Source organism: Pseudomonas asiatica (assembly GCF_040214835.1).
Taxonomy (GTDB): domain Bacteria; phylum Pseudomonadota; class Gammaproteobacteria; order Pseudomonadales; family Pseudomonadaceae; genus Aquipseudomonas; species Aquipseudomonas putida_Z.
This window is the reverse complement of the sequence record NZ_CP157874.1, coordinates 763,205-775,123: the sequence shown is the minus strand read 5'-3', so window position 1 is coordinate 775,123 and position 11,919 is coordinate 763,205. Positions and strand designations below refer to the sequence as shown.

8 protein-coding genes are annotated in these 11,919 nt (G+C 64.1%); 5 read left to right on the top strand and 3 right to left on the bottom strand.

Annotation, left to right across the window (positions count from 1 at the left end):
• The first annotated feature begins 39 nt into the window (after positions 1-39).
• The 4 genes from ABNP31_RS03550 to ABNP31_RS03535 all read left to right on the top strand — a co-directional run bounded on the left by ABNP31_RS03550 (position 40) and on the right by ABNP31_RS03535 (position 3,628).
• The gene (locus tag ABNP31_RS03550) at positions 40-528 is read left to right on the top strand and encodes a DUF3015 domain-containing protein (RefSeq protein ID WP_003256313.1); all 489 of its coding nucleotides are present in this window, start codon (positions 40-42) and stop codon (positions 526-528) included.
• A 74-nt stretch (positions 529-602) separates the two neighbouring features.
• Positions 603-2,456 (top strand): Lnb N-terminal periplasmic domain-containing protein, encoded by a 1,854-nt coding sequence (locus ABNP31_RS03545; protein ID WP_350013014.1) that lies wholly within the window; start codon positions 603-605, stop codon positions 2,454-2,456.
• Positions 2,457-2,706: 250 nt separating this feature from the next.
• The gene (locus ABNP31_RS03540) at positions 2,707-3,063 is read left to right on the top strand and encodes a hypothetical protein (RefSeq protein WP_025337630.1); all 357 of its coding nucleotides are present in this window, start codon (positions 2,707-2,709) and stop codon (positions 3,061-3,063) included.
• Between the two features lie 67 nt (positions 3,064-3,130).
• Positions 3,131-3,628 (top strand): GreA/GreB family elongation factor, encoded by a 498-nt coding sequence (locus tag ABNP31_RS03535; RefSeq protein ID WP_350013013.1) that lies wholly within the window; start codon positions 3,131-3,133, stop codon positions 3,626-3,628.
• A 123-nt stretch (positions 3,629-3,751) separates the two neighbouring features.
• Here ABNP31_RS03535 and gdhA read toward each other — a convergent pair whose 3' ends face one another.
• From gdhA to ABNP31_RS03520, 3 genes are all read right to left on the bottom strand, one after another.
• Positions 3,752-5,092, bottom strand: a complete 1,341-nt coding sequence (gene gdhA / locus ABNP31_RS03530; RefSeq protein ID WP_015268894.1) for an NADP-specific glutamate dehydrogenase — start codon at positions 5,090-5,092, stop codon at positions 3,752-3,754.
• A 314-nt stretch (positions 5,093-5,406) separates the two neighbouring features.
• Complete coding sequence (ettA, locus tag ABNP31_RS03525; RefSeq protein ID WP_015268893.1) at positions 5,407-7,074, bottom strand: energy-dependent translational throttle protein EttA; 1,668 nt, start codon at positions 7,072-7,074, stop codon at positions 5,407-5,409.
• 291 nt (positions 7,075-7,365) lie between these two features.
• A complete protein-coding gene (locus ABNP31_RS03520; protein WP_085665692.1) occupies positions 7,366-7,779 on the bottom strand; it encodes a hypothetical protein in 414 nt (137 codons plus the stop codon).
• Between the two features lie 248 nt (positions 7,780-8,027).
• Here ABNP31_RS03520 and ABNP31_RS03515 point away from each other — a divergent pair, with 248 nt between their 5' ends.
• The gene (locus ABNP31_RS03515; RefSeq protein WP_350013012.1) at positions 8,028-11,858 is read left to right on the top strand and encodes a sensor domain-containing protein; all 3,831 of its coding nucleotides are present in this window, start codon (positions 8,028-8,030) and stop codon (positions 11,856-11,858) included.
• The last annotated feature ends 61 nt before the right edge of the window (positions 11,859-11,919 follow it).

Genomic DNA, 11,919 nt, shown 5'->3' with positions numbered 1-11,919 from the left:
ACCCTGACCCTTGGTTAAGTCAAATAGAGAACAAATGCTATGAAACGGATTCTTCTGGGTACTCTGTTCACCGTGGTCTCGATCAATGCCATGGCCGAAGCGCCAGGCGGCCCGAACTGCGGTTGGGGCAACATGCTGTTCGAAGGCCAGCGCGGCACTCCGGCACACTTCCTGGCTTCCACCACCAACGGCACCTCCGGTAACGCCACCTTCGGCATGACCTCCGGCACCAACGGCTGCTCGACCAAGGCCTCGCTGACCTACGGCGGCAAGTCCTGGTTCGCCATGAACGGCATGATGAATGAGCTTTCCGAAGACATGGCCATGGGTCAGGGCGAAGCACTGACCACCTATGCCGTGGTTCTCGGCGTGGCCCCGGAAGACCGTGGCTACTTCGCATCGGTCACCCACCAGCACTTCAACCAGATCTTCAGCAGCGCCGACGTCACTGCCGAAACCGTCCACAGCAACACCCTGGCTGTTCTGAAGAACGACCCACGCCTGGCCAAATACGCAACCGAGGCCTGAGTGCAGCTGCTCCCGCCCCGGCCCCGGGGCGGGTTTCGCCTTTTTTCGGCATCGTTAAGAAGTAGTTGCCCGACATGCTCAAACGCTTCGTATCCCTGGCGCTGTGTGCCTGCGCCCCTGTTCATGCCGCGCCCGTGCTGGACCAAGGCCGTGTCCAGCAACTGGCCAACACCCCTTACTGGATTGCCCTGGGCCATTACGAAACCGCCAAGCTGGGTGGCTGGCGCAGCTATGTGGACGATGATGCGTTCTTCCTCGCCGAGGATGGCGCGCACCACCCCGACCAGGAACTGCAAGCCACGGTCGAAGCGCTGTACGCCCCGGCCAGCCTCGGCGACAAACATGCCCAGTGCGTATTCCCGGCGCGCACCCGCTGGCTGCGCGAACAGCTCGACCTGCAAGACTTGCCGCAACCGGACTGCCAGGAATTCACCACCTGGTACCAGTCGATCGACCCGCACAGTGCGGCGCTGATCTTCCCGGCGGCCTACCTGAACAGCCCGTCATCGATGTTCGGCCACACCTTGCTGCGCATCGACCAGTCCAACACCCGCAGCGACGACACCACGTTGCTGAGCTACGCGATCAACTTCGGTGCCTACATCGAAGGCAGCGACAACAGCATCCTGTACGCCTGGAAGGGCCTGATGGGCGGCTACCCGGGCCTGTTCGCGCTGATGCCCTACCAGGAAAAACTGTCCGAATACCGCAGCCTGGAAAACCGCGACCTGTGGGAGTACCAGCTGGACCTGACCCCGGAAGAAACCGGGCGCATGGTCGAACATGTTTGGGAGCTGAAGCAGGTCCAGTTCGACTACTTCTTCTTCGACGAAAACTGCTCGTACCGCCTGCTGGAGCTGCTGCAGGTGGCCCGGCCGAGCCTGGACCTGACCTCGCAGTTTCCGCTGACCGCCATCCCGACCGACACGGTGAAGGCCGTGAAGCAGTCCGGCATGGTCGCCAGCGAGACGTACCGCCCCTCTCGCGAACGTGAACTGCTGGCCCGGGCCGAGCCGCTCGATCACGACGAAAAGCGCCTGGTGCTGGCTGCAAGCGCCGACACCGCGCAACTGCAGAGCCCCGAGTTCAAGGCCCTCCCCCGCCAACGCCAGGCGCTGGTGCAGGATGCCGCGTACCGCCTGGAGCGTTACCGCGCCAATGGCCAGGAGCGCGACCCTGGGCAAGCCAAGCGCAGCTTCGAACTGCTGCGGGCGATCAACAGCAACCCGCCACCGCCCCTGCAGATCGAGCGCCCGGGCCTGCCCGAGGACGGCCATGACTCGCGCACCTGGCAGCTTGGCGTGGGCACCCGCGAAGACCGCGCCTACGCCGAGTACGGCCTGCGCATGGCCTACCACGACCTGAATGACAACGCCTATGGCTTCCCGCTGGGGGCGCAGATCGAGATCCTGCAGCTGAAGCTGCGCCAGTACGAAGGCAACGACTGGCAGGTGCAGCGCCTGGACCTGGCCACCATCCGCTCGCTGACGCCGCGCAACGAGCTGCTCAAGCCTTGGTCGTGGCAAGTGGCCGGCGGGCTGGAGCGGGTGCCGGGCAAGCATGATGACGAAGTGCTGGTGAGCCATGTGAACGGCGGGGCCGGCGGCACCTGGCAACTGGCCGACGGGTTGCTGGGCTTTGCCCTTGGCACGGTGCGGGTCGAGCACCACAATGATTTTGCCCAGTTCATCGCCCCGGCGGCGGGCTTCAATGGCGGGCTGCTGTGGCGCAACGGGCTGGGCAACATGACGCTGGAGGCCAAGGGCGACTACTTCACCAATGGCGAGGTACGGCGCAGTGTGAGCCTGAACCAGCAGTGGGAGATCAGCCAGAACCTGGGCCTGCGGTTGAGTGCTTCGCGAGAGTTCAGCCACCTGGCTACGGCGCAGAACGAGGTGATGCTTGAGCTGAAGTGGTATCACTACTGATCGGCCCTACGCAGACTTTGTAGGAGCGGCCTTGTGTCGCGAAAGGGCCGCAAAGCGGCCCCGGCAATTTTTGCATCATCGCTGAAATCCTGGGGCCGCTCTGCGGCCCTTTCGCGACACAAGGCCGCTCCTACAGGACCGCGCCAGGGCAGAACCTGTGTGAACCAACCGACTCTTTGACACTGTTTTGACGGCCCCCCGACAAATCGCCACCTAGACTTTCCAGTATCAACCGGAGGGTTTTGTGGTTATGTCGCGGTACTGGTTTGGCGTGTGCATGGCGTTGTTGCTGTCTGGTTGCGAAACCACCCACGAGCAGATGGTCAACCAGGGTTACCCCCCCGCCTATGCCGATGGCTTCCAGGACGGCTGCAGCAGCGGCCGCCAGGCGGCAGGACTGATGGTCGGTGGCTTTCGCAAGGACGTGCCGCGCTACCTGCACGAGCGCCAGTACGAAAGCGGCTGGGACGACGGCTTTCGCCAGTGCCACGCCATGCAGAACAGCGAAGAACAGCGCCAGTACCACGAGCGCTTCTGGGACCAGCGCGAACGCGACTGGGAGCAGGAAAAGGACCGCGACGCCGCACGCGCCTATCGCCATAACTGAGTCGCAAACGGACATCCCTTGAAACCGGCGGCCTGCGATGATGGTCTCCTGCACAAGGAGGCCACGCATGAGCCGAGCATTCGTCAACGAAGACCAGGCCGCTGCCCAGGCTGATCAGCCAGTCGAGCGACGGGTCAGCGAACAACCCAACTACGTGACCACCAGCGGCCTGCGCCAGCTGCAGGAGCGCGTGGCCGAACTGAACGCCCTGCGCAGCGAACTGCAGGCACAGGGCGAACGTGGCGACAAGCAACGGCTGGCGGATACCGAACGGGACCTGCGCTACTTCAGCGCGCGGGTGCAGAGTGCCCAGGTGGTGCCGGCGGCGACGTCGCGCAGCAAGGTGCAGATTGGTAGCCGGGTGCGGTTTGTCGATGCGCAGGACCAGGAGCAAGTGGTAAGGCTGGTGGGCGAGGATGAGGCGGATGCCGGGCGGGGGTTGATCAACTGGGGTTCGCCGTTGGGGCGGGCTTTGCTCGGGGCGGGGCCTGGGGATGAGGTGGTCTGGCGGCGGCCGGTGGGGGAGCAGGTGATCGAAGTGGTTGAGATTTTGGGTGAAGGTTGAGGGACCTGGGGGCTGCTTTGCAGCCCATCGCGACACAAGGCCGCTCCCACAGGAGTACGCATTTCCCTGTAGGAGCGGCCTTGTGTCGCGAAAGGGCCGCAAAGCGGCCCCAACGGCCTCAGATCAAACGACGCCCTGCGCCAGCATCGCATCAGCCACTTTCACGAAGCCTGCGATGTTCGCACCTTTGACGTAGTTGATGCTGCCATCCGCCTCTTCACCGTAATGCACGCAAGCATGGTGAATCGACTGCATGATGTTGTGCAGCTTGCTGTCCACCTCACCGGCAGTCCACAGCAGGCGCATGGCGTTCTGCGACATCTCCAGGCCCGACACGGCCACGCCGCCGGCGTTGGAGGCCTTGCCCGGGGCGTACAGGATGCCCGCTTCCAGGAAGATATCCACAGCCTCCAGGGTGGTCGGCATGTTGGCGCCTTCGGCCACGCAGATGCAGCCATTGCGCAGCAAGGTGCGGGCGTCTTCGGCGTCCAGCTCGTTCTGCGTGGCACATGGCAGGGCGATGTCGCACGGCAGGCTCCACGGGGTCTGGCCCTTGCGGAACTCCAGGCCGAACTGCGCGGCCAGTTCGCTGATGCGGCCACGCTTGACGTTCTTCAACTCCATCACCGCATCCCACTGGGCATCGGTCAGGCCGGCTTCGGCGTACAGGGTGCCTTCGGAGTCGGACAGCGAAATCACCTTTCCGCCCAGGTCCATGACCTTGCGCGCAGCATACTGGGCCACGTTACCCGAACCGGAAATCGCCACGCGGCAGCCATCGATACGCTTGTCCTGGCGCTTGAGCATTTCCTCGGCGAAGTACACGCAGCCGTAGCCGGTGGCTTCCGGGCGGATCAGACTGCCGCCGTAGGTCATGCCCTTGCCGGTCAGCACCGAAGTGAACTGGTTGGCCAGGCGCTTGTACTGGCCGAACATGAAGCCGATTTCGCGGGCACCCACGCCGATGTCACCGGCCGGGACGTCCAGGTCAGCGCCAATGTGGCGGTACAGCTCGCTCATGAACGCCTGGCAGAAGCGCATGACTTCGGCGTCGCTCTTGCCTTTGGGGTCGAAGTCCGAGCCGCCTTTGCCGCCGCCCATGGGCAGCGAGGTGAGGGAGTTCTTGAACACCTGCTCGAAGGCCAGGAACTTGAGCACACCCAGGTTGACCGACGGGTGGAAGCGCAGGCCGCCCTTGTACGGGCCGATGGCGCTGCTCATCTGGATGCGGTAGCCGCGGTTGACCTGCACCTTGCCCTGGTCATCGACCCAGGACACGCGGAACAGCACGGCGCGCTCGGGCTCGACCATGCGCTCCAGAATGCCGGCCTGCAGGTAATGCGGGTTGGCCTCGAGGAATGGCCACAGGCTGCGCAGCACTTCTTCCACAGCCTGGTGGAATTCAGGTTGGGCCGGGTCGCGTTGCTTCAGGCGCGCGAGGAAATTGTCGACAGATTCGATCATGGTAGACATCTCACCAAGAGGATTGGACTTATTGGTTTTTTCACGAATGTACCAAGAAGCAATCGCACCGGAATAGGGCGAAATGTCGTTTTTTTGAAATTATTTGGTGCGTTTTCTATAACTGTATACAAATTCGCTATCAGTGTTGGCCTCTTCGCGGGTAAACCCGCTCCCACAGAGGAGCTGCGCAAGCCCGAGAGCTATGGGCATCCCTGTGGGAGCGGGTTTACCCGCGAAGAAGCCAGCACCACTTTCCAGTCAGGCACAAAAATGGGGCCTCAAATGGCCCCATTCTTGTGCATCAGAACACCGGCTTACTGGGCCAGCTTCTTGTGCCGTACACGGTGCGGTTGGGCAGCAGCATCGCCCAGGCGCTTCTTGCGGTCGGCTTCGTACTCGGTGTAGTTACCCTCGAAGAACACCACGTTCGAGTCGTCTTCGTACGCCAGGATGTGGGTAGCCACACGGTCCAGGAACCAACGGTCGTGGGAAATCACGATCGCCGCGCCCGGGAAGTCCAGCAGGGCTTCTTCCAGCGAACGCAGGGTTTCGACGTCGAGGTCGTTGGACGGTTCGTCGAGCAGCAGGACGTTACCGCCCTCCTTCAGGGTCAGGGCCAGGTGCAGGCGGCCGCGCTCACCACCTGACAGGTCCTTGACGAACTTCTGCTGGTCGCCACCCTTGAAGTTGAAGCGGCCCACATAGGTACGCGACGGGATCTCGTAGTTGCCGATGCGGATCATGTCGGAGCCGTCGGAAACCTGCTGGAACACGGTCTTGCCGCCGTCCAGGTCCTCGCGGCTCTGGTCGACGCAGGCCAGCTGCACGGTTTCACCGATCTCGATGCTGCCCGAGTCCGGTTGTTCCTTGCCCATCAGCATGCGGAACAGGGTCGACTTACCGGCACCGTTACCACCGATCACACCGACGATGGCGCCTTTAGGCATGGAGAACGACAGGTTGTCGATCAGCACGCGGTCGCCGTAACCCTTGGTGACGTTCTTGAACTCGATGACCTTGTCGCCCAGGCGCGGGCCGGCCGGGATGTAGATCTCGTTGGTTTCGCTGCGCTTCTGGAATTCCTGCGACTGCATTTCTTCAAAGCGCTGCAGACGGGCCTTGGACTTGGACTGGCGGGCCTTGGCGCCTTTGCGCACCCATTCCAGTTCCTCTTTCATGGCCTTCTCGTGGGCGCTCTGCTGCTTGGATTCTTGCGCCAGGCGCTCGGACTTGGCTTCCAGCCAGCCCGAGTAGTTGCCTTCGTACGGGATGCCGGCGCCGCGGTCCAGTTCCAGGATCCAGCCGGCGACGTTGTCGAGGAAGTAACGGTCGTGGGTAATGGCTACCACGGTGCCCGGGAAGTCGTGCAGGAAGCGCTCCAGCCAGGCCACCGAGTCGGCGTCCAGGTGGTTGGTCGGTTCGTCCAGCAGCAGCATGTCGGGGGCCGACAGCAGCAGGCGGCACAGGGCCACGCGGCGCTTCTCACCACCGGACAGGTGCTCGATGCGTGCGTCCCAGGCCGGCAGGCGCAGGGCGTCGGCGGCAACGTCCAGCTGGCGCTCAAGGTTGTGGCCGTCAGCGGCCTGCAGGATGGCTTCCAGCTTGGCCTGCTCGGCGGCCAGCTTGTCGAAGTCGGCATCCGGTTCGGCGTAGGCAGCATAGACCTCGTCCAGGCGCGCCTGGGCGTCCTTGATCACGCTGACCGCTTCCTCGACCACTTCGCGCACCGACTTGTTCGGGTCCAGTTGCGGTTCCTGCGGCAGGTAGCCAACGTTGATGTCGGGCATCGGACGGGCTTCGCCGTCGAATTCCTTGTCGACGCCCGCCATGATCCGCAGCAGGGTCGATTTACCGGCGCCGTTCAGGCCGAGCACGCCGATCTTGGCGCCCGGGAAGAACGACAGGGAAATGTTCTTGAGAATTTCCCGCTTCGGCGGCACGACCTTGCTCAGCCGATGCATGGTGTAGACGTATTGAGCCAAAACCAAGCCCTCTAATCAGATAGGTAAAGACATCGACGATCGCCCCGGCGCGCTGGCCAGGGGGATGTATTTACGGGGTGTCATTGAACAAAGTCGACCATTCTACGCCAACGCGCGGCGTTGCATAGGAGGGGGCGGATGGTGGGGGTGGGATCGGGGGGAATCTATTGCCTGTACCGGCCTCTTCGCGGCTAAAGCCGCTCCCTCAGGTACTGCACAGTTCTCGAAGGCAGTGATAATCCCTGTGGGAGCGGCTTTAGCCGCGAAAGGGCCGGTACAGCTGCAGATGACTCAGACGTGACGCTGCTTGGCCTTGCCCCGCGGCAAGCGGCAACGGTCGCCCTGCTCGGCCAGACGCGCGGCCCAGGCGGACTTCACGCTGAAGCCACCGCTGCGAGCCGGTTGCTGCTCGGCAGCCTTGGCCGGTTTGGCCGGTTTGGCGGCCGCAGGCACACTGCTGACGACCTTCGCCGCCGGCTTGGCCTCGGCCACGGTAACTGCTGGCTCTGCTGCCGCCTTGGCGGTCTTGCGCAGTTCAGCCAGCGAAGGGCTCTTGCTCTTGGCGACAGCTGCCGCCTCGGGTTTGCTCAGCGAACGCTGGCAAGACTTGCAGGATACGTCCTCGGTCACGGCAGTGCTGACAAGGGTCTGACTGCTGCGCCCGCAGGCGGAATCGAGGCCATTGGAGGAAAAGTGAGTAACCAAAACCGAACATCTCCGATGCGTTGTCATTTGAAGCGGGCGCTATTCTCGCACAGGTTGCAGGGGCTTGCCGAACCACCGGGCAGGCACCACCGGTCACATTGGCTGGCACTTTGCCATAATCCTAGGCATGCTAGCTCGTTTCGGGTGTCCGGCCTTATAGTGCGCCACCGCTGTCTGGCAACCAGACACCGGCACACACCGTGCATGATCCATCCCTGCCATCGCCAGCCCAATCGCAGGATCAACGCTTGACCAATCTTACTCATCCGTCGTCATTGCGTTCCGCGCCACAGGCGCCCGTCGCCTCGCTGCGCGGGTCGATCAAGGGTGCGCTGGCGCTGCTGGCCCTGATCCTGCTGGGCCTGCTGCTGTGGCAGCTGTTCGCCCAGTTCAACCATACCCAGGCCGACCTGCGCAAACAGAGCCTGGATGCCACCGCCGAACTGGCCGACCACCTGAGCCTGAACATGGCGTTCAAGGCCCAGCAGGCCATGAATGTGGTGCAGCCTTACGTCAAGGCGCCGACGCCCTCGGCCCTGCCCAGCCTGCTGGGTACCCTGCGCGAGCGCCTGCCGGCCCTGCAGAGCATGGCCTGGCTAGACGCTACCGGGCAGGTGCAGGCCGACAGCCTGGCCGGCAGCCCCGACCGCCATTTGCTTGACGAGCTGCTCAGGCTGAACCAGGGCAGCCCGTACTTCTTCACCAATTCGGCCGACAACCGCACCCTCTACCTGTTGCTACGCCAGGCCACCGAACAGGGCCGCGGCTACTGGCTGCTACGCCTGTCGCCGGACTATTACCGCACCCTCACCCTCCATCTGGATGGTGCCGGCCACCCGCTGTGGCTGCTGGAAAACAGCCGCAACGGCGAGGTACTGCAAAGCCATGCGCCAGCCGACACCAGCAACGAGCCGCTGCAAAGCGTGATGCTGGCCTTCATCGAAAACAGTACCTGGCAGTTGCGCGGCCTGTTCGACGCCAAGCTGGCCCAGCAGAAGCTGCTGCCGGCGCTGCTCGGCAAATGCCTGCTGGTGCTGTTCTGCGCCCTGCTGCCGGTGCTGGCCCTGATCAACATGCGCCGCCGCCAACGGGCGCTGCAGGAAGACCGCCGGCGCTACCAGGAAATCTTCGAAGGCACCGGCGTGGCCTTGTGCGTGCTCGACCTGTCCAGCCTGCCCGGCCAACTCGACCGCTACCACCTGCGCAACCGTGCCGCGCTCAAGCACAGCCTGGCCCTGGACCCCAACCTGCGCCGCTCGCTGCTGCTGGAGCTGAAGATCACCGAGATCAACCAGGTGGCCCGCCAGTTGTTGAATATCGACAGCCACGAAGGTGCCTGGCAGCGCCTGATCGACGGCACTGGCGATGGCCGCGACAGCATCGGCATGCAACTGATCGACGCGCTGATCGAGCAGCGCCCGCTGCTGGAGCTGGAAGTGCGCCTGCCGGCGCCACTGGGTGGCGAGCTGCACCTGTGGCTGATGGCCCGCCTGCCGCAGCAGCGCCGTGACTACCAGGCGGTCATCCTCAGCATCAGCGACATCACCAGCCGCAAGCAGGTGGAGCTGTCGCTGCTGGAGCGCGAAAGCTTCTGGTCGGACGTGGTGCGCACCGTGCCCGACCAGCTGTACGTGCAGGACGTGCTCAGCCAGCGAATGATTTTCAGCAACCGCCACCTCGGCCAGACGCTGGGCTACGACCGTACCGAGCTGGCGCAGATGGGCGACCGCTTCTGGGAGCTGCTGCTGCACCCCGAGGACGCCGCGCACTACCAGGCGCTGCGCCAGCAACAGCGCGACAGCGGCCATGACCAACCGCTGCACTGCCAGCTGCGCTTCCGCCACCGGGATGGCGGCTGGCGCTGCTACGACATCCGCGAACAAGTGCTGACCCGCGACGCCGATGGCCTGGTGACGCGCATCATCGGCGTGGGCAAGGACGTGACGGTGCAGATCGAGGCCAGCCAGTCGCTGCGCGACAGCGAACAGCGCTACCGCATGCTCGCCGAAAGCATCAGCGACGTGATCTTCTCCACCGACAGGCTGCTCCAGCTCAACTACGTGAGCCCCTCGGTGCAGGGCGTGCTGGGCTACCAGGTCGACTGGATCTTCGCCAACGGCTGGCAGTCGATCGTCGCCAACCCGTCCCAGCTCACCGGTATCTACAGCCTGATGGAGCGCGTCAGCAAGGCCATGGGCGACCCGGCCCAGCTGGCCCAGCTACGCAGCCAGCTGCCCACCCAGCTGTTCCTGTTCGACTGCCTGCGCGCGGATGGCCGCAAGATCCCCATCGAACTGCGCCTGGTGCTGGTGTGGGACGATGAAGAACGCTTCGAAGGCGTGCTCGGGGTGGGCCGCGACATCAGCCAGCAACGCCGCGCCGAAAAAGACCTGCGCATGGCCGCGACGGTATTCGAGCACTCCACCTCGGCCATCCTCATCACCGACCCGGCCGGCTATATCGTCCAGGCCAACGAAGCGTTCAGCCGCGTCAGTGGCTACGCCGTCAGCGAGGTGCTCGACCAGTTGCCGGGCATGCTTACCGTCGACGAGCAGCAGGAAGGCCACCTGCGCTACGTGGTCAAGCAGCTGTACCAGCGCGGCAGCTGGGAAGGCGAGGTGTGGCTCAAGCGCCGCGACGGCGACCACTACCCGGCCTGGGTCGGCATTACCGCGGTGCTGGACGACGAAGGCGACCTGGCCAGCTACGTGTGCTTCTTCACCGACATCAGCGAGCGCAAGGCCAGCGAACAGCGCATCCACCGCCTGGCCTACTACGACGCCCTCACCCACCTGCCCAACCGCACGTTGTTCCAGGACCGCCTGTACAACGCCCTGCAGCAGGCCGAGCGACAAAAGGCCTGGGTGGTGCTGATGTTCCTCGACCTGGACCGTTTCAAGCCGATCAACGACTCCCTCGGCCACGCTGCCGGCGACCGCATGCTCAAGGACATGGCCCAGCGCCTGCTGGCCTGCGTGGACAACGACGACACCGTGGCGCGCATGGGCGGCGACGAGTTCACCCTGCTGCTGCAACCGCGCGCTACCCGCGAGATGGCACTCAACCGCGCCATCCACGTGGCCGAGAACATCCTCGGCAGCCTGGTGCGGCCGTTCGTGCTGGAAAACCGCGAGTTCTTCGTCACCGCCAGTATCGGCATCGCCCTCAGCCCGCAGGACGGCAGCGAGCTGAGCCAGCTGATGAAAAACGCCGACACCGCCATGTACCACGCCAAGGAGCGCGGCAAGAACAACTTCCAGTTCTACCAGGCGGAGATGAACGCCAGTGCCCTGGAACGCCTGGAGCTGGAGAGCGACCTGCGCCATGCCATGGAGCAGAACGAGTTCATCCTCTACTACCAGCCGCAGTTCAGCGGCGACGGCAAGCGCCTGACCGGCGCCGAAGCCCTGCTGCGCTGGCGCCACCCGACCCGCGGCCTGGTGCCGCCGGGCGATTTCATCCCGGTGATCGAAGAACTGGGCCTGGTGGTGGACGTGGGCGACTGGGTGCTGCGCGAGGCCAGCCGCCAGCTCAAGGCCTGGCACAAGGCCAAGGTGCGCGTGCCCAAGGTGTCGGTGAACATCTCGGCACGGCAGTTCTCCGACGGCCAGCTGGGCACGCGCATCGCCACCATTCTGGAAGAAACCGGCCTGCCACCGGCGTGCCTGGAGCTGGAGCTGACCGAAAGCATCCTGATGCGCGAAGTGAACGAAGCCATGCAGATTCTCGCCAGCCTGAAAAACCTCGGCCTGAGCATCGCGGTGGACGACTTCGGCACCGGTTACTCGTCGCTGAACTACCTCAAGCAGTTCCCGATCGATGTGTTGAAGATCGACCGCACCTTCGTCGACGGCCTGCCTGAAGGCGAGCAGGATGCGCAGATTGCCCGGGCGATCATCGCCATGGCCCATAGCCTCAACCTGGCGGTAATTGCCGAAGGCGTGGAAACCCACGAGCAGCTGGAGTTCCTGCGCGAGCATGGTTGCGACGAGGTGCAGGGCTACCTGTTCGGCCGGCCGATGCCGGCGCATCAGTTCGAGGCGCAGTTCGCCAACGAGAAGCTGTTCATGTTCCATTGACCCCGACGCCTCCTGGCGTGCGCGGACTCTTGTAGGAGCGGCCTTGCGTCGCGAAAGGACC

What these genes read in the sequence shown, in the direction of transcription:
- ABNP31_RS03550 (WP_003256313.1), top strand. Translation starts at nt 40, where the DNA reads ATGAAACGGATTCTTCTGGGTACTCTGTTCACCGTGGTCTCGATCAAT.
- ABNP31_RS03545 (WP_350013014.1), top strand. Translation starts at nt 603, where the DNA reads ATGCTCAAACGCTTCGTATCCCTGGCGCTGTGTGCCTGCGCCCCTGTT.
- ABNP31_RS03540 (WP_025337630.1), top strand. Translation starts at nt 2,707, where the DNA reads ATGTCGCGGTACTGGTTTGGCGTGTGCATGGCGTTGTTGCTGTCTGGT.
- ABNP31_RS03535 (WP_350013013.1), top strand. Translation starts at nt 3,131, where the DNA reads ATGAGCCGAGCATTCGTCAACGAAGACCAGGCCGCTGCCCAGGCTGAT.
- gdhA (WP_015268894.1), bottom strand. Translation starts at nt 5,092, where the DNA reads ATGATCGAATCTGTCGACAATTTCCTCGCGCGCCTGAAGCAACGCGAC.